General features: G+C 36.5%; 18 protein-coding genes. 8 read left to right on the top strand and 10 right to left on the bottom strand.

Going from position 1 to position 22,407, the window contains the following annotated elements:
- Positions 1–905, top strand: a 905-nt coding sequence (gene dnaN, locus ACKI5B_RS05310; RefSeq protein WP_407426560.1) for a DNA polymerase III subunit beta, incomplete at its 5' end; no start/stop codon positions are given.
- 3 nt (positions 906–908) lie between these two features.
- Here the strand turns inward: dnaN and ACKI5B_RS05305 are convergent.
- Complete coding sequence (locus tag ACKI5B_RS05305) at positions 909–3,347, bottom strand: ATP-dependent helicase C-terminal domain-containing protein (RefSeq protein WP_407426558.1); 2,439 nt, start codon at positions 3,345–3,347, stop codon at positions 909–911.
- A gap of 158 nt (positions 3,348–3,505) precedes the next feature.
- On the opposite strand from ACKI5B_RS05305, the gene gyrB reads away from it, so the two are divergent.
- Together gyrB and gyrA are read left to right on the top strand one after the other, a co-directional pair.
- Positions 3,506–5,473 (top strand): DNA topoisomerase (ATP-hydrolyzing) subunit B, encoded by a 1,968-nt coding sequence (gene gyrB, locus ACKI5B_RS05300; protein WP_407426556.1) that lies wholly within the window; start codon positions 3,506–3,508, stop codon positions 5,471–5,473.
- A 15-nt stretch (positions 5,474–5,488) separates the two neighbouring features.
- Positions 5,489–8,002: a DNA topoisomerase (ATP-hydrolyzing) subunit A gene (gyrA, locus tag ACKI5B_RS05295; protein WP_407426554.1), complete on the top strand. Its 2,514-nt coding sequence runs from the start codon at positions 5,489–5,491 to the stop codon at positions 8,000–8,002.
- A 172-nt stretch (positions 8,003–8,174) separates the two neighbouring features.
- Here gyrA and ACKI5B_RS05290 read toward each other — a convergent pair whose 3' ends face one another.
- The 4 genes from ACKI5B_RS05290 to argC all read right to left on the bottom strand — a co-directional run bounded on the left by ACKI5B_RS05290 (position 8,175) and on the right by argC (position 12,979).
- Positions 8,175–9,086 (bottom strand): fructosamine kinase family protein, encoded by a 912-nt coding sequence (locus ACKI5B_RS05290; protein WP_407426552.1) that lies wholly within the window; start codon positions 9,084–9,086, stop codon positions 8,175–8,177.
- 9 nt (positions 9,087–9,095) lie between these two features.
- Positions 9,096–9,428 carry a hypothetical protein gene (locus ACKI5B_RS05285; RefSeq protein ID WP_407426550.1) on the bottom strand — a complete coding sequence of 111 codons (333 nt, stop codon included), beginning with the start codon at positions 9,426–9,428 and terminating at the stop codon, positions 9,096–9,098.
- Positions 9,429–10,618: 1,190 nt separating this feature from the next.
- Positions 10,619–11,986, bottom strand: a complete 1,368-nt coding sequence (gene argA / locus ACKI5B_RS05280) for an amino-acid N-acetyltransferase (RefSeq protein WP_407426548.1) — start codon at positions 11,984–11,986, stop codon at positions 10,619–10,621.
- Positions 11,987–12,034: 48 nt separating this feature from the next.
- Complete coding sequence (gene argC, locus ACKI5B_RS05275) at positions 12,035–12,979, bottom strand: N-acetyl-gamma-glutamyl-phosphate reductase (RefSeq protein WP_407426546.1); 945 nt, start codon at positions 12,977–12,979, stop codon at positions 12,035–12,037.
- A 133-nt stretch (positions 12,980–13,112) separates the two neighbouring features.
- Here argC and ACKI5B_RS05270 point away from each other — a divergent pair, with 133 nt between their 5' ends.
- Entirely contained in the window at positions 13,113–13,430 is a 318-nt protein-coding gene (locus ACKI5B_RS05270; protein ID WP_407426544.1) for an ArsR/SmtB family transcription factor, read from the top strand.
- Between the two features lie 15 nt (positions 13,431–13,445).
- Positions 13,446–15,479, top strand: a complete 2,034-nt coding sequence (locus ACKI5B_RS05265; RefSeq protein ID WP_407426542.1) for a heavy metal translocating P-type ATPase — start codon at positions 13,446–13,448, stop codon at positions 15,477–15,479.
- Between the two features lie 17 nt (positions 15,480–15,496).
- Here the strand turns inward: ACKI5B_RS05265 and ACKI5B_RS05260 are convergent, their stop codons facing one another.
- The gene (locus ACKI5B_RS05260) at positions 15,497–15,823 is read right to left on the bottom strand and encodes a hypothetical protein (protein ID WP_407426540.1); all 327 of its coding nucleotides are present in this window, start codon (positions 15,821–15,823) and stop codon (positions 15,497–15,499) included.
- Positions 15,824–15,945: 122 nt separating this feature from the next.
- Between ACKI5B_RS05260 and ACKI5B_RS05255 the strand changes: the two genes are divergently transcribed.
- Positions 15,946–16,428, top strand: a complete 483-nt coding sequence (locus tag ACKI5B_RS05255; RefSeq protein ID WP_407426538.1) for a YkgJ family cysteine cluster protein — start codon at positions 15,946–15,948, stop codon at positions 16,426–16,428.
- Here ACKI5B_RS05255 and ACKI5B_RS05250 read toward each other — a convergent pair.
- A complete protein-coding gene (locus ACKI5B_RS05250; protein ID WP_407426536.1) occupies positions 16,359–17,108 on the bottom strand; it encodes an epoxyqueuosine reductase QueH in 750 nt (249 codons plus the stop codon). The genes ACKI5B_RS05255 and ACKI5B_RS05250 overlap by 70 nt on opposite strands.
- A 31-nt stretch (positions 17,109–17,139) precedes the next feature.
- On the bottom strand, positions 17,140–18,903 hold the full coding sequence (pheT, locus tag ACKI5B_RS05245) for a phenylalanine--tRNA ligase subunit beta (RefSeq protein ID WP_407426534.1): 1,764 nt from the start codon (positions 18,901–18,903) through the stop codon (positions 17,140–17,142).
- 120 nt (positions 18,904–19,023) lie between these two features.
- Between pheT and ACKI5B_RS05240 the strand changes: the two genes are divergently transcribed.
- Entirely contained in the window at positions 19,024–19,338 is a 315-nt protein-coding gene (locus ACKI5B_RS05240) for a YhbY family RNA-binding protein (protein ID WP_407426532.1), read from the top strand.
- A gap of 47 nt (positions 19,339–19,385) precedes the next feature.
- On the opposite strand, the gene ACKI5B_RS05235 is transcribed toward ACKI5B_RS05240, so the two are convergent.
- Together ACKI5B_RS05235 and ACKI5B_RS05230 are read right to left on the bottom strand one after the other, a co-directional pair.
- Entirely contained in the window at positions 19,386–20,423 is a 1,038-nt protein-coding gene (locus ACKI5B_RS05235) for a peptidylprolyl isomerase (protein ID WP_407426530.1), read from the bottom strand.
- Between the two features lie 66 nt (positions 20,424–20,489).
- Complete coding sequence (locus tag ACKI5B_RS05230; RefSeq protein ID WP_407426528.1) at positions 20,490–21,248, bottom strand: DUF6675 family protein; 759 nt, start codon at positions 21,246–21,248, stop codon at positions 20,490–20,492.
- Between the two features lie 56 nt (positions 21,249–21,304).
- Between ACKI5B_RS05230 and recF the strand changes: the two genes are divergently transcribed.
- The gene (gene recF / locus ACKI5B_RS05225) at positions 21,305–22,399 is read left to right on the top strand and encodes a DNA replication/repair protein RecF (protein WP_407426526.1); all 1,095 of its coding nucleotides are present in this window, start codon (positions 21,305–21,307) and stop codon (positions 22,397–22,399) included.
- Positions 22,400–22,407 lie beyond the last annotated feature (8 nt).

Raw genomic sequence — 22,407 nt, 5'->3', positions numbered from 1 at the left:
TTTGTGATAAATTTATGAGTATTCTTTCTGGTCTTCCAGAAGGTGAAATAGAATTCTTCTTACAGGATAAAGAAAATCTTATTTCAGCTGTTATTCGTCATACAACTAAAAAGATTAAGTATCAATTAAATTGTACTTCTCAGGATAAATTTCCTGAAATTGCAGTTGCTGAAAAGGTTTCATTTTTTGAGCTTCCTTCAAAAGAATTAAAATCAATGATTACTCAGACATCTTTTGCAGTTAGTGATGATGAAACAAGATACTTTATGAATGGTGTTTATTTCGAAAAAAAAGAAGACAGACTTGTTCTTGTAGCAACTGATGGCAGAAGACTTGCATATGCAGAAAAGCCTGTTCTTTCTGGAGTCCAGGATTTTCCTGCAGCTATTGTTCATCCTAAAATTCTTAATATTGTTGCAAAACATTCTTCTGATGAAGGTCAGATTTCAGTCGCAATTGTAGATAAAATGATTTTCTTTAAATTTGCTAATTATGAATTATCAGCAACTTTAATTGACGGTCAATATCCAAATTACAGCCGCGTAATTCCAGAAAATCAGACTCACAATTTTAAGGTATTAAAAACTGAATTTGTAGATGCACTTAAACGAATTTCAATCATGCTTGATAAAACAGGAAGAATTATTTTCAATCTTAATCCTGGAGTTCTTACAATTACTTCTAAATCAACAGATTTGGGAGACGCAAAGGAAGAAATTCCATGTCAGTATGATGGTGAAGAAGTTTTAATTTCTATGAATTACAAACATATTGATGCTCCACTTAAAGTTATGAACAGTGAGTACATTACATTTGAATTTACAGAAATTATGCGTGCAGTTACACTCAGACCTGAACCTGCTGCTGATTTCTTCAACATTCTTATGCCAATGAGTGCAGAATAAAAATTATTGTTCATCTAAAATAATTTTGTAATTCCAGTTATGTTTAGGATATCTTCCTTTCATTTCTTTACAAATTTCTATCCATGCTCCATTCCAGAAATTCTCTAAATTATTAGTAATCTGGAGAGGTCTTGAAGCAGGAGAAAGAAGTTTTAAAAGGACAGGTATTTCTAAAATTTTTGGATTTTCAAAAACACCAAAAATCTGCTGTATTATTATTTCTAAAACAGGTTGTATTGTCCCGTCTGCTTTTTTTTCATATTTTATTTTTCTTTTTTTACCGTTAGAGAGAGTTATTTGAACAGGGACATTACTGTCAATTATATTTCCATCCAGATACCAGTAAAGAGCTTCATAAACATCAAGTGCGTTGATTTTTTGTGACTTAACGAACGGTCGTAACCAAACTTCTGGTAGTTTTTCAAGCGATTTTAATTTTTTCTTTAACTCCTGTGAATTTTTTGAACTATTTTCTACATAAAATTCAGCTCTTAATAAAAACTCTTCAATTTTGCTATCGAGTGGTAGTATTTTTAATCCTTTTTTAATTACACTGTCACAAATTGCCAACGCAAAATCATCTGATTCTACGGAAAGATTTTTTTCTTTAAGAATTATTTCTCCATATGAAGTTATTTCTCTTTTTTTTATCGACATATTTTTAAAGTCTTTATTGTTTTCCGATTCTATAAATTCAGTTTTTATTTGTTTTTTTTCATGATTTTTTAAAAAGCAGTAAACTTCTTTGTCAGAAATTATTTCAAATGAATAAATTTTACCTGTTTTTTCTCCAGCATCAGCAACAGGTGCAATAATCCATTCAGGAAAATCATTAAGGTTTTTAGAAATAATGTTTTCTCTGGAAAGCCATGCAGTTCTACCGGAAGGAAAAATATATTCTGCTTTTTCACAGTTAATATGATTTTTTGAATAAAGCAATGCAAGTCTATCCGGAAAGCCAGCCAGTAAAAAATTTGAATTTTTGTTTTCCCTATAACCTGTTGATTCTAATCTTTTTTTTAAGTCATTCAGAAACGCTGTTTTATAATCATTGCTTTTATTCTTATATTCTGTAAAAGGTAAAATTGATTCTGCTCCACCGCAAAGAGCTGCACAGGCAAGTCTTGGATGTAATCCTAAAGTTAATATTTTTTTACCTTTTTCTGTTATTTTTATAATTTCTTCATTTGAATTTTTATTAATTTCTATGCAATCTAATTTTTCAAGTAAAAATTTAGCGGAATTCCATGCAGATTCTGAAGGTTTTGTAAGCCAGTCAATTTTATCAATATTTGATGCTCCCCAATTTACACATTCCAGCACAAGAGTTGTTAAATCTGTTCTTAGAATTTCTGGTGGGGTTTGTTCTATTTTTGGTTCATTTTTATCCCAAAGGCGGATACATCTTCCTTTTTCAGTTCTTCCTGCACGGCCTGAACGCTGATTTGCAGAGAATAAACTTTCTTTTTCTGTAACTAAATGTTCCATACCTGATGAAAAATTCATTTTATTTAGACGACATAATCCAGAATCTATAACTAAATTAACATCTGGTACTGTAAGAGATGTTTCAGCTATTGAAGATGATAAAATTATTCTTGGAATGGAATAATCAGTTTTTGGAGAAAGAATTTTCTTCTGTTCTTCAAAAGATATTGATGAGTGAAGAATTGAAATTTCAGCTTTTATATTGTTTTGTATAATTAATTCTTCAATTTCTGATTTAGTTTTTTTTATTTCAAAAATTCCCGGCAAAAAAACTAATAAAGATTTTATCTTATTGTTTTTATTTGAAATTTCTTTAAATATTGCTTCAGTCATTGAAATATTATTTTTATATTCAATTTCAACAGGAAATTGCCTTCCAGAAATTTGCATTATAGAAGGGTGAAAAGAATCTGATAAATAATTTTCTAACGAACGATAGTTTATAGTTGCACTCATTATTATTACATATAAATCATCGCGTATTTTCATTGTTTCTTTTAAAAAGGCAAGTGCAAGATCTGAAAATATAGATCTTTCATGAAATTCATCAATAATGATAACATTAATATCTTCTAAAAGCGGATCATTTTGTAATTTTCTAATTAAAATTGCTTCAGTAATAATTTCCAGTCTGGTTTTTTCTGAAACTTTTGAATTAAGATGAATTCTATATCCGACTGTTGATCCAACTTTTTCGTCAATTAAATCAGAAATTCTTTCTGCAATAGATGATGCTGCCAGTCGACGAGGTTCCAGCATTAAAATTTTTCCATCAAAATTTTCAAGAATCGAAACTGGTAGAACAGTTGATTTTCCAGAGGCTGTTTCTGCTGTAAGTATTAAAAAATGTGATAAGGAATCTTTTAATGTTGAACATATTTTATCAAGATATGGATATATTGGTAGTGAAGAAACTTTATTTAAAGCGTTTGAAAAATTCTGAATTTTATCCATTTTTTAATAATATTATTATATAAAAAAATGGACAAGTTTATGTAATAATATCGTCTTTCCTTGTTTTTTTTTCAAAAATCTACTATAATAAGTCATCTAAAAGTCTTTCCATGTCTTTTATCTAAATTCATAAATCTTTAAATTACAAGGAAATAAAAATGGCTGCTAACTATTCGGCAGGGAATATTCAGGTTTTAAAAGGTCTTGAGGCTGTTCGTAAACGCCCAGGTATGTATATTGGTTCGACAGGTCCGAAAGGTCTGCATCATCTTGTTTATGAGACGGTTGACAACTGTATCGACGAAGCGATGGCAGGATATTGTACTGAAATTACCGTTGCACTTGAAAAGGACGATATTGTCCGTGTTGAAGATAACGGCCGAGGTATTCCTGTTGACATTCATCCGACCGAAAAAATTTCTGCCCTTGAGCTGGTTTTGACCCGTCTTCATGCCGGCGGTAAATTCGATAAATCTTCTTACAAAGTTTCGGGCGGTCTGCATGGTGTCGGTGTTTCCTGCGTTAATGCACTTTCTGACTGGCTTGAAGCTACAATTTCGCGCGACGGTCACATTTACCGTCAGAAGTATGAGCGCGGTATTCCTGTCACAAAAGTTGAGCAGATTGGCGACACAGATGCACACGGAACTACAATCCGCTGGAAGGCCGACAAAACAATCTTTACAGAAACTACAACTTACGATTTTGACACTCTTTTGCAGCGTCTCAAAGAACTTGCTTTCTTGAACAGCGGAATCGTAATCAATTTCCGCGATGAGCGTCTTGAAACTCCAAAAGTCCTTGAACTCAAATACGAAGGCGGAATCGTTCATTACGTAAAAGAAATCAATCAGGGCAAAAAGAGCAAATTTTATTATCCTGAAGAACCGATTTACATCACCGGCGAAAAGGACAATGTAATTACAGAGCTTGCTTTCCAGTACAACGATTCTTATTCAGAAGACATTCATACTTATGTAAACGACATCAACACCCGCGACGGTGGTACTCATCTTGACGGTTTCAGAACTGCATTGCTTTGGGTTTTGAACAAAGCTCTTGATGGCAACGAAAAAATGAAAAAGAAGATGCCTGACCGTGACGGAAAATTCGAGCCTGGCGAAGACAAAAAAGAAAAGCTCACAGGTGAAGATGTACGAGCTGGATTGGCTGCTGTTCTTTCTATGAAGGTTCCTGAGCCGGAATTCGTCGGTCAGACAAAAGACAAGCTCGGAAACACTGAAGTCCGCACAATCGTCGATTCTCTCGTAAAAGAAAAACTCACGATTTTCTTTGAATTGAATCCTACTGTTCTTGAAAGGGTTCTCGAAAAATCAATCGGCGAGGCAATGGCCCGAATTGCCGCACGAAAGGCAAAAGAAGCTACCCGCAAAAAGACCGTAGGTGCAGGTTTCCAGAAGCCTGAAAAACTTTCTGACTGTTCAATCAAGGACAATCCTGAAATCTGCGAAGTCTACATAGTCGAGGGTGATTCGGCTGGTGGTTCTGCAAAGAAAGGCCGCGACTCAAAGACTCAGGCAATTCTTCCTCTCTGGGGAAAGATGCTCAATGTCGAAAAGGTCAGTGCTGATAAAGTAATGGGCAACGACAAACTCGACCCTGTAATCAAAACTTTGGGCACAGGATTCGGAAAAGATTTTAACATCGAAAAACTCCGCTATCATAAAATCATCATCATGGCCGATGCTGATGTCGACGGAAGCCATATCCGCACGCTTTTGCTCACATTCTTCTTCCGATACATGCCGCAGCTCATCGAAAACGGTTATGTTTATCTTGCAATGCCTCCGCTCTTCAAAGTCCAGTACGGAAAGAAAGAGCCGGTTTACTGTTATTCTGATGCTGAACGAGATGCAGCACTTGCCGCATTCGATGAAGAGACCCGAAAGAAGGTTGATGTTCAGCGTTATAAAGGTCTTGGTGAAATGGACGGAAAACAGCTTTGGGAAACGACAATGGATCCTGCCCACAGAAAGATGCGGGTCGTTACGATTCCTGATGCTGAGGCCGCTGATAAAATCTTCACTGTCTGTATGGGTGAAGAAGTAGAGCCGCGCCGTGAATTCATCGAAAGCAACTCAAGCTACGCAAATCTGGATATTTAATTTTAGGAATATAAAATGTTAGAAGAAATTAAAACCGCAGAAGGTGGAACAGTCATAAAAATTCCGATTGAGGACGAAGTTAAGCAGGCTTACATCGACTATTCAATGTCGGTTATCGTTCAGCGTGCCTTGCCTGATGTCCGTGACGGCTTGAAGCCGGTTCACCGCCGAATCATGTATGCCATGGACACTTTGCACCTGGCTTCGGGCGGAAAGACTAAAAAATGCGCTACGATTGTCGGTGAAGTTTTGGGTCACTATCATCCGCATGGTGACGCTTCTGTTTATGATGCCCTTGTCCGCCTGGGTCAGGATTTTGCCCAAAGATATACGACTGTAACTCCTCAGGGAAACTTCGGTACGATTGCTGGTGATCCGCCGGCTGCTTACCGATACACCGAGGCGAAGATGTCAAAAATCACCGAAGAGATGGTTTCTGACATTTCAAAGAACACGGTCGATATGGTGGCGAACTTTGACGATACCACGAAAGAGCCTGCCGTTCTTCCGGCGAATTTTCCGTTCCTTCTTTGTAACGGCACGACTGGTATCGCCGTCGGTATGGCTACAAACATGCCGACCCACAACCTTCGTGAAGTTGCTTCTGCAATTGCGGCTTACATCGACAATCCAGAGATTTCAATCGATGAGCTCATGAAGCACATCAAAGGCCCTGACTTCCCAACAGGCGGCATCATTTACGGCCGTGAGGGAATCAAAAAGGCTTACCGTACAGGACGAGGCAAAATCACAATTCGCTCAAAATTCACTATTGAAACTGACAAGCGCGGACACGAAAAAATCGTCTTTACCGAAGTTCCGTACGGCGTAAACACAACAAACATCATCAAGAAAATCAACCAGCTCAAAGATGACAAAATCATCGAAGGAATTGCTGATGCAAACGATGAGACTTCAGACCGCGTTGGTATGCGTCTTGTCGTCGAACTCAAAAAGAACGCAATCACAAAAATCGTTCTGAACCAGCTTTTCTCAAAGACAGAGCTTCAGTCAAATTTCGGTGTAATCAATCTTGCTCTCGTTCCTGTGAACAAAGATTCTGGCGTTCGCTATGACGAGCCTGGAATGCTCACTCTGCCGGATGTTTATTTAAAGCCGCAGATTCTCAACTTAAAGCAGCTCATTCAGTATTTCGTAAATCACCGTGACGAGGTAATTACACGCCGAACGATTTATGATTTGAAAGTCGCAAAGCACCGAATGCACATCCTGCAGGCTTTGATTACCGCAATCAACAACATCGACGAAGTAATCAAGATTATCCGAGGAAGCGACACAACCGAACAGGCTAAGCTCCGTTTGGAAGAAAGATTCAATTTTGACGACGAGCAGGCACAGGCAATCGTTGACATGCAGCTCAAACGCCTCACACATTTGCAAATCGAGGATTTACAAAAAGAAATCCGCGAACTGCAGGCTTTGATTGATCACCTGGAAGATTTGCTCGCTCATCATGAAAAAATTCTTGCTCTTATCAAAGACGAGACAAACGCACTTGCTGACAAATACGGCGATGATCGAAAAACTGACATCGTTGCTGATGAAGTCGAAGAAATCAACACAGAAGACATGATTAAAGAAGAAGAAGTCGTCGTAATGATTTCAAAGATGGGCTACATCAAACGAGTTCCGCTCACACTGTACAAGGCACAGAGTCGTGGCGGAAAGGGAAGCCTGAGCGCAAACTTAATCGAAGACGATTACATCAATCAGATTTTCATTGCTACGACAAAATCTTACATCACATTCCTTACAAACGAAGGAAAGGCTTACTGGATTAAAGTCCACGAGATTCCAGAGTCTAGCCGATCAAGCCGAGGTTCAAGCGTTAAGTCGCTGCTCCAGGTTTCAGCTGATGAAGAAATCACGACAATCGTCACGATGAAAGAATTCAGTGAAGATTTGTACATTTTCATGGCAACTGCAAACGGTATTGTTAAAAAGTGTCAGATTACTGAATTCGCAAATGCAAAAACACGTGGCGTAATCGCAATCAAACTTAAGGATGGCGACAAATTAGTATCTTCTATTTTGACTAGTGGTAATCATGAAGTTATGCTAGTCACACGTAGAGGTCAGGCACTCCGCATAAATGAAGAAGATGTAAGGCCGATGGGTCGTGCAAGTTCCGGTGTAACTGGAATCAGGCTTTCTCAAGGTGATGAACTTGCCGCTGCAATCTGTGTCGAAGAAGGAAAAGATGCTCTTGTAATCACTGAAAAAGGCATTGGAAAGCGCGTAGATTTCGAAGAATTCGGTCAGCACGGACGAGGAACCGGCGGTCAGCGAATCTTCGGCAATACAGACAATAAAGGCGAAATTGTAGGAACAATTGCCGTTTCAGAAGATGCTGAAGTAATCTGTATGACAGGTCAGGGAAAAACCCTCCGAATAAAAGCTTCAACTGTTTCAAAGCAGGGTAGGGGAGCGAGCGGAACAAGAGTCATTAATATTGATTCGCCGGATTATGTTGTCGGATTTGACAGTGTAGTTCAGGAAAAAGAGTAACTCGAACAGAAAATCCATCCTTGGATTTTCTGATTCGTACGAGAATTTTTTTCAGAAATTCTCTCTTAGCTTTAACCCTACATCCTGTAGGGCTCAACTACCAATACCATTTTTGTGAGTTAATCTAATCTTAAAAAAGGCCGTGTATCATCAGTGATGCACGGTTTTTTTATCACATATACTCTCTTAGAATCGACTTCACAGCATTTAAATAACCGCTTCCGAACATTTCCAGATGGTTCAAAAGATGATAGAGATTGTACAAATCCCGGCGCTCTTCGTAGCCAGTTTGCAGTGGATTTGCTTCTTTGTAGGCTTTGTAAAACTCTTTCGGGAAACCTCCGAAAAGCTCGGTCATTGCAAGGTCTGCTTCACAGTGACCGACATAACTTGCAGGATCTATCAGCCATGCTTTGCCATCTGAGCCGCACATCACATTTCCGTTCCATAAATCTCCGTGCAAAAGTGAGGGGCTTTCTGGCTCAACTAAAAAATCGCCTAGATGATCGAGAAGTTTCGTGATTTTTTTGCGGTCATTTTCATCAAAAAATGAATCTGTGTTTTTAAATTTTGGGGCGAGTCTTGAATCTCTGAAAAAATCTACCCAACTGTCGGAATCTACATTTTTCTGAGGTTTTGCTCCGATGAAATTGTCCTGCAAAAATCCGAATTTTTTTCCACTGGTAAATCGCTTTGTATTTGCTTTATGAAGGTCAGCAAGTTCACGTCCGAAAAGTTCCCAATAGTTTTTGATTTTTTGTGAAGATTCGATATATTCCAGAAAAAGAAAAGAATATCCGACCTCTTCGCCTGGTTCTGTTCCCGTGCAAAGAATTTCTGGCGTTTTAATTGTTTTGGTTGATTCAATCGCCGAAAGTGCTAAAGATTCTGCCGTAAAAAATGACGCATTTTCTTTGGCATTCGCTTTCATAAAAATCTTTTTTCCATTTGAAAGCGTGAGGGCATAAGCTTTGTTTATGTCTCCTCCAGAAAGTCTGTCTGTATGTACAATAGAAATAGACGTTCCAAAAAGGGAGACGAGAGCTTCTGCCAGCGATGAATAATTAGGTGGGGTTTTGAACATGATTTGTATTTAGGCGAAATTTTTTCTCACTGTATCGATGTGAGTGTTGCCGTTAAGTGGATTTCCTTTTTCATCAAGGAATTTTATACATGCAGCCGGAATATTGCAGAGTTTTTCGATTCTTTCAATGATATCTGTTACACTGTCGTTAAAAGAAGCTGTTTTTTTAAGACCTTCTTTTACATCAGCATTTTCAATACCATATTCATCTTTTAGGAATGCAGGAAGACTTTTATTTGGTCCTGGAATACTGCCGTCTTTATTATAAATTTCAATGCTTTTTTCAGGTATTTTTAGAACATCTACGAGATAATTTTTAAGAGATTTTATATTTGTTAACATATTTTCTCCTTTTTAAAAATAAATTTTAATACTTTAATTATATATTGCAAAGAAAGTTTTTGCCAGTAATTTCTTGATTTTAAATTAAAAATACACTAACGATAGGTAATAATTTTTGATATTTTTAAGTATACTTTGAAATGGATAGATGTTTCATATGAAACATTTTTTATAAATTTTTTTGTTTAAAATAACAATTTTCTACTGACAAAAGTTTGTTTGTAATATACAATAAAAACGGGGATTTTTGGTAGTGAAGTCAATCACATTTCTTTTCGTTCATATCAGTGATTGAAGAACCATCAGGCGACCGTAGAGACTTAATAAGTCTCTACGGTTTTTTTATTTTAATAAGTTTCATGTGAAACATACTGTTTCATTTTAGTTTTACTTTTTGTTATAAATAAAGATTATGATGTTTCATGTGAAACGTTATTTTGATTGTTTAACAGACCAGTGTGATATACTCTTTTAAATTGTTGTGTGTTTATGAAAATAATAATTCTTACATTATTCGGAACTATTTTAGGAGTTCTGTTGTATTTTTGGCAGCTGGCAACTAATGGTACTTTTTATAAATTTTCAATTATTTTGTATATTATTATCTTTTCAGTTTTAAATTTGATAATAGGAAAAATGCTTTTTCCAAAAGTACATCAAAAAATTCAATTATTTTTAAAAGCTGTTTTTATTTTGTTTTTTATCTTTGTGTTTATTTTATTGTCTTTCTTTTCTTTCTGGGTGTTAAAACTTAAGTAATTATTATTGTGTTTCATATGAAACAGTTTTTTTATTGTTTATGTTTAATTTTAAAAATAGGTTCTATGTTTTAGAAAAGAAAAAATAGTAATCTAATTGTATTTTTATCGAAACTTGTGTCTTTATTTATCCACAGTTTATACACAAAATGTGGATAAACTAGATGTAAAACATTGTTTCATGTGAAACAATAATGCAGTGATTTATCCACAAATTGTTAATAGATTGTGGATAAATGCTTAATATTTACACACTAGCGATAGTGCGGTTTTTGATTTTAGGATGCTGAAGTTTTAAAAACCTACCTAACGACAACTAGATTTGTGAATGAAAAATCAAAATTATAAAAAAAATCCAGTGAATAATACTTTAATTCACTGGATTTAAATAATGACATACGTTAGTTTGTGGATTTAAAAGGTTTTTGTAATTTATAGTAGTTTTAGCCGGAATAGTTTTGATCCTCGTTGTGGACTCCATTTTTCACGTCTCTTATCCGGTAAAGAATCTATTCTATCAGGTAAAAAACCTTGTTTTTCAAACCAGTCAGCAGTTTGGGTTGTTAAAATAAATACACTTTCGATTGAAATTGTTTTTGCTTTTTCTATCAGATATTCAATCATTTTGGGACCTACGCCTATATGAGTGCAGTTTTCGTCTACAGCAACTGCAGCGATTTCTGCTTGTGAGCGGTCATAAATGTGAAGAGCTGCACATGCTCGTATAGCACCATCAAGTTCATAGACAATAAAGTCATTATATTCAGATTCCATTTGCTGCTCTGTACGAGGCAGAAGAATTTCTTTTTTTACAAATGGTCTTATTAGTGAAAGAACTGCTGAAATATCTTCTCTTCTCATTGCTCTGAATTTTCCGTAATTTGAAGCATAAACCATTGTTCCAGAACCTAAATCACTGAAAATTTCACAGGGTAGAGTTCCTTCTATTGAACCATTTAGAATGTGTACTCGCGTAACGCCTTGTTCAACAGCTTTTTTTGCAAGTTCAAGTAATGATAATATTTTTCCTTTAGTCGATGACGTTTGCTGAGATACAATTGATTTTGAATCTTTTTCTAAATTATTAAGCTTTAAAAATTCATCAACTTCATCAATATTCATGGCTGGTATGCAGCCTTCTGGAGAAATTCCTAAATCAGCTGGAATTGAAAAAGAATCTTTCGAAAGTTCCGCGTCTGGAAGCATAAAGAAAAGTTTATCCGCTTTTAGATGTGTTGCAATTTGAGCGGCAAGGTGAGAAGAAGAAATATTATATGGCTTTCCATTTAAACTCCAGCCGATGCATGGAAAAATTGGGATGAACCCATTGTCTAGAACAGATTGAATTGTGGAATCATCAAGTTTATCTATTTCACCTGCTGTTCCAAAATCTACTCCGGCTAATACACCTTTGCCTCTTGCACGAACCCAGTTTCCAATTACAGCTGTAAGATTTTCGCCCGCAAGGCTTGTCATAACAACATTTGCTGCATCAAAAGCTGCATTACGGATTAATGGAATTGCTTCATTAGGAGTAATCCTGCAGCCGTTTTTGTAAGTCCATGAAATTCCTTTTTGTGAAAGAGCTTCATCAATTTTCTTTCGTGCTCCGGGAACTATAATCACCCGAAGCCCTGCCTGATGAATTAATGCAATGTCGCGGATATGGCTGACAAATAAAGGTGAATCAATAATATCGTCATCAAGATGAATTACAACAGCAGCATTTTTGAAGCGTTTGATATAGCGGATAACATCGCGAATTCTTTCAGCTTTTTCTAAGATTGGTTTTTCGTCCATGTAAAATTTTCCTATATCTTTGATTATCGGATGAAAAACCTAAAAGGGTTATAGTCCCGTTCCTTCATCGATTCCCATCATGATGTTCATGCACTGGACTGCCGCGCCGCTGGCACCTTTGCCGAGGTTGTCGAAACGGCTTGTGATTACGATTCGCTCGTCGTTGCCGCAGACGAAAATCTGCATGTTGTTTGTGCCCGCCAGAGTGTTTGCCGGGATAAAGCTTTCGGTAAGGATTCCTTCGCCCATGAAGTCAGCTGCTTTTACGAAACGGCAGCCGTCATAGTGCTCCTTGAAAACTTCAGCGATTTCTTTTGCGGCGAGCTTTTTTTCGAGAAGTCGTGCGTGGAGTGAAACCGTAACGGTCATTCCCTGGAAATAATCGCAGACATAAGGATTGAAAATCGGCTTGTAGTTGAGGCCGGAAACTTTCATCATTTCAGGAAGATGCTTATGCTCCTGTGTGAGCGCGTAGAGGCGTGGAGAATCAAGCTCAGAATTGCGGTTCGGATCCTCGTACTGCGCGATGGCTTTTTTGCCGGCTCCAGAATAACCTGAAACAGCATGGCACACGACAGGATAGTCAGGAGAAATGATACCATGCTTTACGAGAGGGAAAACGATTGCTCCAAAGCCTGAAGCATAGCAGCCGGGCCCTGCGACACGGTTAGACTTTTCAATTTTTGCGCGGTGTTCGGCTGAAAGTTCAGGAAAGCCGTAAGCCCAGTCAGGATTTGTGCGGTGAGCCGTTGAAGCATCGATAATTCTTACTTTTGGATTTGTGCAGAGCGAAACTGCCTCAATAGAAGCCGCATCCGGCAGACAGAGGAAAGTGAAGTCCGAAGCGTTGATCATTTTTGCACGCTCAGCCGGATCTTTGCGTTTTTCATCATCAATTAAAAGAATCTCGATATCTTTACGGTTTTCAAAACGTTCGTAAATTTTAAGGCCTGTGGTTCCTTCTTTTCCATCAATAAAAATTTTGTATGCCATGGTTTAGGACTCCTTTTTTAAAATTGTTATTTAAATTCGCCTGTCATTATTAATTATTTTTATTTCTTTTTCTATATATTTTTGAAATAAAATTTAACTTGACGAAAGTGTAATCTGGTCATATTATTAACATATGAACAATTATTCAAATGATAAAATGAACTCTTTGCCTTCTGAAGATTTACTTTGTGATCTTTCAGAGCTTTTTAAAATTTTTGGTGATTCAACTAGAATAAAGATTCTTTTTGCGCTTTTAGATAAAGAACTGGCTGTTGGAGATTTAGCTGATGAACTGCAGATGACTCAGAGTGCAATAAGTCATCAATTGAGAATTCTAAAAACTAACGGCCTAGTTCGATATAGGCGTGAAGGAAAATCCATGATTTATGCTTTAAGTGACGAACATGTTTCGAAGATTTTGAATATGGGATTAGAGCATATTCAGGAATAAAAGGAGATGAAATCTATGAACTTTAAGGAAAATTCTGTTGAACATGAGCATAATTTTGGCTCACATATTCATTGCAGCTGTGAACATTGTGGTTCACAACATAATCATGAAGAAGACAATTCTCCATTAAAAAAAATTGTTGGTTCACTCATTTTATTTATTGTTGCACTTTTGATAGAGCACACTTCAATTTTTTCTTTTGACTATAAAAATTATGTTTATGGGCTCCTTTACCTTGCTTCGTATTTGATTTGTGGTAGAGATGTTTTAAAGGGAGCTGTAAAAAATATTCATAATGGAAATATTTTTGGAGAAGAATTTTTAATGAGTGTGGCATCGGTGGGGGCTATATTTGTTGGTGAATATGCTGAAGCTGTTGCTGTCATGCTTTTTTACAACATTGGTGAATTTGTTCAGGATTATGCAGTTGACCGTTCCCGTAACTCTATTTCTGCTCTTATGAATATTCGTCCTGATAAGGCATCATTATTTAATGATGGAAAAGAGCAGATTGTTTCTCCAGAATCTGTTAAAGCTGGTGATATAATTATTGTAAAAGCTGGTGAAAGAATTCCATTAGATGGCATAGTTATTGAAGGAAAATCTTTTGTGGATACTTCAGCTTTGACCGGCGAAAGTGTTCCAGGAGAAGTTTCTTCTGCAAACAAAAATGAGGTTTTAGCTGGATTTGTAAATAAAACTGGTTTGATTAAAATACAGGTTACGAAACTTTACGGTGAAAGTGCTGTTTCAAGAATTCTGACACTTACACAGGAAGCAGCTGAAGTGAAATCTAAATCAGAGAAATTTATTTCCCGATTTGCAAAAGTTTACACACCGATTGTTTGTTTTGCAGCTCTTTTAGTTGCAGTTTTACCGCCATTCGTTTTAAAAGTATTTTTCCCTGAACTGTTTGCTGATTCAGAAAACTATGGTTTTTCGGTTTGGATTTATCGAGCGCTTACATTTCTTGTTGTTTCCTGTCCGTGTGCACTTGTGATTTCTATTCCTCTTGCGTTTTTCTGTGGGATAGGGGCTGCATCTAAAGCCGGTGTTTTAATAAAAGGTTCAAATTTTATTGAACTTCTTTCTAAAGCTAAAACAGTTGTTTTTGATAAAACTGGAACGCTTACGAAAGGAATTTTTGATGTTTTTGCTGTTAATCCTGTAAATGGTATGAACCCTGAAGAACTTCTTGCAATTGCAACTCATGCTGAATGTTATTCAAATCATCCTATATCGGTTTCATTAAAGAAAGCTCACCATTGTGTTTTATGTGATGCCTTAAAAATTCTTGAACCTGAAGAGATTTCTGGATTTGGCATACGCTCGGTAGTTGATGAAAAGACTGTGCTTGCCGGTAATTCTAAACTTATGGAATCTGAGTCGGTTAGAGGGTTTGAGGATTATTTTAAAATTAGACAGGACATTGCTGGAACTGTTGTTCATATTGCAATTGATGGTGTGTATGCAGGAAATATTGTAATTTCTGATTCTGAAAAGGAAGAGTCCAAACAGACGATAGTTAGTCTTAAAAAACTCGGTATTAAATCTACAGCTATGCTTACCGGCGATGTAGAGATGTCAGCTAAGTTTGTGGCAGACAATTTAGGAATTGATAAAGTTTACGCTGAATTACTGCCGGAAGATAAAGTAAAAAAACTTGAAGAAATAATTTTTAATTCTCAGAAAAATAGAAGAGGTTCAAAAAAATCTACAGTTTTTGTTGGTGACGGAATAAACGACAGTCCCGTTCTTGCGCGGGCTGATGTTGGAATTGCAATGGGTGCTCTTGGAAGTGATGCTGCAATTGAAGCAGCAGATGTTGTCATTATGGATGACAGATTAAGCCGCTTGCCGGAAGCAATTAAAATCTCAAGAAGAACAATGCGGGCTGTTTATCAGAATATTTATCTTTCAATAGGTGCTAAAGTCCTGATTATGATGTTAAATAGTTTTGGATTTGGAAATATGTGGCTGGCAGTTTTTGGTGATGTTGGAATTTGTATTTTAGCAGTATTAAATGCTGCCAGAGTTTTAAAACACTGACAGCCTGTTTTAATTAATCAGTCTAATTTATATTTTTTGTAAAGTGATGTGAATTTTCCGCCTTTGTCTTTTGAATTGACTGTAGTAATCAGAAGTTTTGCATTTGAAAATCCAAAATTTTCAAGTGCTTCTTCAAGATTTTCAGACAATATTTGGTCAACAAATCCCTGATCATAGGTATCAGAATTTGAAGAAAAAACAGTCAGTTCAAGAATACTTGTTTCTGTGTCACAAGCAACTTCAATTGAATTGATATTATCAATTGTCGTTGTTTCTACTTTTTTTTCACAAAAAGCTGATACGGAAATAAATGAAAATAAAATCAAAAAAAATTTTTTAAGCATAAACACTCCGGATAAAACATAAGAATAATTATGAAATATTTAGCATATTTTAACATTCTTTGTGGTTTTTGACTATATACATCTGTTTGATATAATGATTTTTTTCTGATATATTCGAGGTAATGAATGATAAATTTTATAAAAATGGACTTTATTTCGGATGTCAGAGATGTTCTTTTTGCTGCGGGCATTCTCCTGGGTTTGTTTATCTTTCAAAACGGGATCTTGATTCTTTAATTAATTATCTGAAAATGCCTGTAAAAGAATTTGTAGAAGTTTATTGCCGCTGGGCTGATTATTATCACGGAGAGCAGGTTCTGGCTCTTCGCGAAAAAAAGAATTATGACTGTATTCTCTGGGAAAACGGGTGTTCATGTTATGAAGCACGGCCGATACAGTGTTCTACATATCCCTTCTGGTCCTGGATGATTGAAGACAAAAAAACTTGGGAAGAATGTTCAAAAGATTGTCCCGGAATTAATAATAAGCAGGGGAAACTCTGGTCTTATGATGAGATTGAAATTAATAAAAAGGCTTATGATGAGAATACGCCGTTAACCCGTTCAGAAGTAGAATCTCTCATTGAAAAGACACAGCCGCAATAGTCCTGTCTCCACAAACCGTATTCATCGCTTAATTGTGTACTTCTTAAAAAGCCGCCTTTTTTCTTAAAATCTGCAGGGAGAAATTTTGTACATGAAATGATATTCAAACTATCGTTTGTTAGATGTTTTTCTAATGCTATTTTAGAAAAATTCATGTGCTCCAGGTCGTAGCCAATCGTGTTGATTTTTTCACTGTCTTTGTGAGGGCTTATACTTAAAGTGGTTGTGAACCAGTTATAGTTGTGTTCACATGCGTATTTGTAAGCTTTCTCCATGCGGAATTTATAACAACGACGGCAGCGTTCCCCTTTTTCTGGTTCGGTTTGTAAATTAATTTCAGAACGAACGTTAGTTGCTTTATAGTAATCTTCAGGATTATATTCATCTATGACAAGCTTAACGGAATTCTTTGTGGCTTCTGGGAAACAAGCAAGAAATTTCTTTAATTCTTCGAGACGCCGAATGTATTCATTTCGAGGATGAATATTCGGATTGTAATAAAAAATAGTAATATCAAAAATCTGTGCAAGATATTCAATGACATACGAGGAACATGGTCCACAGCAGGCATGCAGAAGGAGTGTCGGCTTATTGGAATTTGAATTTACCGTTCTTTCTTTTTCAATTTTTTTGAGTATTTCTTCGAGTTGTTTTTGATAATTGATTTTCTGGTTAGTCATAAAAATACCCCACATTCAGTGGGGCTTTTTTTTACATTAAATCTTCAAGGTCAATTTCGCCGGCAACACAAGGAACTGAAATCTGCCAGTTTTCAAGAACCTGCGGATTAACTTCACCGAAGATTCCGACCTGTTTGCCGTTTACGATAACTGCAGCCTGACGGCCTGTGATAAAACGCGGGTCATTTGCTTCTTTGACTTCGTATTTGTGGTCGAGGTAGTAGAGTACGGTACTTACTTCTGATGCCAAGTCATTGAAGTTTGCGTTGTTAGCAGCTGTCATGAAGCCTAGCGACTGAATTGTTTTTGTACCGGTATTTTCGCTTTCATCGAGGAATGCAACTTTACCGATTTCGAAAATTTTGTGTGGGAAGATTGCGTTTGCAGCGGCACTTTCGGCACGAAGTAATGATGCAATTATTGAGGGGCGCACAAACTGATAATTTTCACTCATTGGGTTTGAAATTTCAATTACACCATCTGCTTTGATATTCATGCGGTCGATATAGTCGCGCTTACTTCCAAGGTAGTTGAAAATCATTTCCTGATAGCCAAGACCAACCATGATTTCTTTTGCTTTGCGGCTGAAAAGTGTTACATCAGAAAGTTTTCCGACTGTGAAATCGTTTGGCCGCTGTGGTTTGAAGAAGTCTAAGCCAAGTCCAATCATAACATCTTCGATAACGTCAACTTCATGAAGGAAGTCGTTGCGGTATGGAGGCGGCTGAAGAGTGAATTCGACATCGCTTTTGTTTGCTTTACAGTATTTTTCAGTTTTTTCTGTGGTTGGAATATCCTTAGCTTCTACATCGTTATCCATGCGGGTGAGCGCATCAAGAACCTGTTCTTTTGTAAGGTCGCAGCCGAGTTTTTTGTTGATTGCAGCCAAAGTAGCTTTTGTTGATTTCTGGAAATAGAAAGGAACGGTTATTTCTTTACCAAAGCCTGTTTCATATGGATGAACAACTTTGACAGGCAGGATTTCATATCCTGCGTCATGGAAGTCACAGGCAACGATGTTTGCTGCAAGGATGAGGTTTTCCATGTTGTCGCCTGTAAGTTCGACCATTAAATCTTTGTCTCCAACCTGAACGGCGCCCAGAGTTGCTGAATTGATGATTGGTGCCATTGAAAGCACTTCGTTTTTATCATCAGTGAGAAGCGGGAATTTTTTAAGCCCTTCGAGAATCCAGCCGAAATCCTTTCCTTTTGGATGGTCTGTAAGAATCTGGCGGCAGGTCATAGGAGCATCGCAGGCAAGCGGAACAAATGAAGTTTTATCCGGATCAACTGCCTTGTAGTGACACGGCCATTTGATTTCGCTCATGCGGTAAACGCCCATTGAAATTGACTTTCGTTTGCGGCCAAAGTTCCAGCAGAGTTTTTCCTGAGTCTGGATTATGTCTTTGAGCATCGGATCGTCAATAGGTTTGCCTGAAATAACAAAACTTACCATGAAAGGGCGTACATCTTTGAGTTCTTTTTCGACAGTGATTGTTCGGTTTGCAGTATCAAGAATTTTACCTGCTTTTGAAATGAATTTTGAATAATCAGAACGTTTTGCTCCTTCGTGAAGCCGGAGCTGACGTGCTACACCACCACAAGACCACAAATCCGGGCGGTTTGTATCGTTTAATTCGATTTTGATGACACGTTCTGCTTCGCTGGCACTCATATCCGGTTTTTCATCAAGTTCAGCCTTTCCGCAGACAAGTTTTCGTTCAAGCGTGTCATAGTCGTATTTTTTTCCAAGAAGATTAAAAAACAGTTTTTCGTTTACTTCAATTTTTGGCATAGTTTCCTCGTTTTTTAAAGATGCTGAATTATATTCAGCATGACAATGTTTTATTATATAGAAAAAAGCAGATATTCTCAACAGTTGTTTTTTAACGGCAGAAAAATTATAATAACTTTTATGGAAATTAATGCAAAACAGAGAAAATTTTTGGAGAAAAACGCCCAGCCTTTGAACGCTCTGGTTCAGATTGGTGGTGCTGGCGTCACAGAAAATCAAATTTTACAAATTTCAAGGCTTCTTGATGAGCATGAGCTTATTAAAATTAAGTTCAATGAATTTAAAGAAGAAAAACGGGATTTAAGTAAAGAAATTGCTGAGAAAGCAGAAGCCGTATTTGTTCGCCTTATAGGAAATATTCTTATTCTATACCGGCCTGCAAAAGAAATTGAAAAAAGACAGTTCGAAAAAGAATTAAATAAGCTCGAAAAATAAAAAAAACCTGCACTAATTAGAAGTGCAGGGAAATAAAATCAGTTCTTTTAGTTTTTAACTTTTGTAAGTTCAATATCAAATGCCAGATAAGCACCTCCTGGAATAACACCAGGAATGCCGTTTTCGCCATAAGCCTGACTTGGTGGAAGTACAATTGTTCGTTTTTCACCAAGTTTCATATCCTGTACCATTATATCAAAACCTGGAATCATCTGACCGCCTGCTGTTGTAAATTCCAAAGGACCACGGCCTTTTGACTGATCGAATACCTGTCCATTTACAAAATATCCTTTGTATTCAACAGCAACAGCTCGTTTTCCACCGATTTTGTTTCCAGAACCGGCTTTTTTTGTTTTATAATAAATTCCGTTTGAATCTTTTTCGAAGCCAGGGAATTTTTCTTCAACTTCTTTTATTTTTGCTGCTGCTGCAAGTTTTGCACGTTCTGCAGCTTTTTCTTTTGTCTGTGATGCGTGTTTGTCAAAATCAGCCTGTGTTGCAGTAAAGTTTTTAGCATCATCACCCTGACGCACAATAGTAAGTTTTACGATTTTGTCACCCTGCTGAACAGCATTTACTACTTTCTGGCTTTCTTCATTAACAACCTGACCAAAAATTGTATGTTTTTGATTGAGCCATTCTGTTGGAACATGTGTGATAAAGAACTGGCTGCCATTTGTGCCAGGACCGGCATTTGCCATTGCAAGATAACCTGGTTTATCGAAATTAAGGCTTGGATCAAATTCGTCAGCAAAGCGATATCCTGGACCGCCACGGCCTGTACCTTCAGGATCACCACCCTGAATCATAAAATCAGCTATTACGCGATGGAATGTAAGTCCATCATAAAAATGTTTACCTTTAGCAGCATCAAGAGTGCCTTCTGCAAGGCCAACAAAGTTAGTAACAGTAAGTGGTGTCTGTTTGTAAAAAAGTTCAAGAACAATGGAACCTTTGCTTGTTTCCATAATAGCAAAAAGTCCGTCTTTGCCTTTGATTGCGTTTAATTCTTTATCCATTGATTTACATCCTCCAAAAGATATTGCCAGCGATGCGAAGATTGCTGCAAAAAAAAGTTTTTTCATATAACTCCTCACTTTTGATAAAATATACCGAATATATGAAAAAGTTTCTATATAAAAGACTTATGATTATTTTTCCATTTGAGAAACAAACCATTTGTAAATGGAATCGACACGGGCATTAAAAGAATCAATCATTTTATTTTCAAGTAGAGAAATATTCGGATAATAAGCCTGAACAATCAAATAAACCAGAAAATATTCGTCTTCATCTTTAATTACGAGATTAATTTTAATATTGTGTGATTTTGCAGCTGTAATGATGCCGAATTTCAGAGGTTCGAAGTTGTCAAAGCAAACACTGACCTCATCTGATCGTTCATGATATTCAAGCGAGTAATAACATTTTCCAAAAGAATTGTCATCCTGCATGCAGTAAAGAATTTTACCTTCGGAACTACCGTTCGTTTGGTCTTCGATTTTAGTTTTGTCTTCCGGTGATTTAATTAAGTAGGCTTCATGATAAAGAGTTTCCCATTTTTTATGTCGGTGTGAATAATATTGTGTTCCTTTCATGGTTGATATTGAACGGATTACTTTTGAAACTTTTTCGATTGATGGTAAACTACCGAGAGTTTGTTTATTAAGATAAAAAAGCTTTTCAGTTGTAAGTCTTGGTTTTTCTGAATTATTCCAGTGAGTTATGGCAAGCGAAGAAAGTTCAGTATTTGGAACTAACGTTAGTTTTATTTCTTCATTATTTAAGAAAACATTTTGTAATTCACCGGTAGTTTTAACTTTTTCTAGAAGTTCTGGTGATATTGATTCTGAGAAAATGGTTTTGCAAATAATAAGAAAAACTGCAAAAAATGAAATATATTTTTTCATTATATTATCCTCTATTTATTCATTTTGAAAAAAATGATAAGGTATTTTAGTTACATATGCCAGTCCTTTCTGTTTCGTTTGTAAACTATCGTAATCTCGAAAGCAAAACAATTGACCTTCTTTCAAAGGAGGTTTATTTTGTCGGCGAAAACGGTCAGGGAAAGAGCAATCTTCTTGAATCTATTTATTTTTCTGCATACGGAAATTCTTTCAGGACCCGCTCTGATGCAGAAATACTAAAAGAAGGTGAAAAGGTTTTCAGTGTAAAAACATTGTATCGTGAAGAAAATGGAAATACAGCCAGCCTTTTTTTTACATACGAAAATCAGAAAAAGAGAATCGAAAAAAACGGCAAAACAATTAAAGACCGTAAAGAATTGATAAATACTATGCCCTGTGTGCTTTTTTGTCATGATGATTTGGATTATGCCACGGGCGAACCTGAAAAAAAGCGCTTTTTTATTGATCAGTGTCTTTCGATGTATGATGTTCTTTATATTGATTTGAACCGCCGTTATAAAAAAATTCTTAAAAGCCGTAATCTTTCACTTAAAGAAAAAAATTATGACATGCTTGATATTTTTGATCAGCAGATTGCTCAGGATGGAATTGAAATCCAAAAAAAGCGTAGTGACACTATTTTTAAGTTTAACCAGATTTTTGGAAAGCTTTATGAACAGATTACAGGAATAGACGGTGTTTCCATTAAATATGTTCCAAGCTGGAAAACTGAAGAAAATGAAGCAGTTACTGTACAAAAAGCTCTTTTAATTTTGCAGCAAAAACGTGAGATGGACAAAGTAATTCAGACGACGATGAGCGGCCCTCATAGAGATAGAATTGTTTTTGTACGTGGCGGAAAAAATTTTGTTCCAAACGCCTCAACCGGGCAAAGGCGTCTTCTTGCGATTTTGCTTCGAATAGCACAGGCAATTTATTATACAAATGTCACTGAAAAAAAGCCCGTTCTTTTAATGGACGATGTAATGCTGGAACTGGATCCTGACAAAAGACAGAGTGTTACTGCACTGCTTCCTGAATATGATCAGCTTTTCTGTACATTCCTGCCGGGTGAACCGTACGAACGTTACAAAAAAAGTACAACTAAAATCTACGAAATTGAAAAGGGAACCTGGAAACTGCATGAATAATGAAAATA

The sequence above is a fragment of the Treponema sp. genome (genome assembly GCF_045657965.1).
Taxonomy (GTDB): Bacteria; Spirochaetota; Spirochaetia; order Treponematales; family Treponemataceae; genus Treponema_D.
This window is presented reverse-complemented; position numbering and strand designations above follow the sequence as displayed.